Source organism: Mesorhizobium sp. M8A.F.Ca.ET.202.01.1.1, assembly GCF_004791595.1.
In the GTDB taxonomy this organism is placed as follows: Bacteria; Pseudomonadota; Alphaproteobacteria; order Rhizobiales; family Rhizobiaceae; genus Mesorhizobium.
On the sequence record NZ_SRUN01000313.1, the window covers coordinates 1 to 282 of the forward strand.

1 protein-coding gene is annotated in these 282 nt (G+C 62.8%); it reads right to left on the reverse strand.

From position 1 onward, the window contains the following. Positions 1–282, reverse strand: a 282-nt coding sequence (locus EN845_RS35005; protein WP_135931354.1) for a TetR/AcrR family transcriptional regulator, incomplete at both ends; no start/stop codon positions are given.

The window sequence follows — 282 nt, forward strand, 5'->3', positions numbered from 1 at the left end:
CCGGATAACGCTCGCCTTCGGCCTGGATCAGCTTGCGCAGGAAACGGCCGTCGCGGTTGCAGATGCAGTTGCGGTTCATGCGCACTGCAAAGGCAATCAGATCGGCTTCCAGGTCCGCGGGTTGGTCGGGGAAGGTGGCGATGGTTGCGAAGATGCCGGCATTGCAGCGCTCGGTCAGGTCGCGCACGACAGCGACGAAGAGGTTTCGCTTGTCGCCATGATGGTTGTAGACCGTCTGCCGCGACACGCCGGCCTCGGCCGATATCAGGTCGATATTGGCGC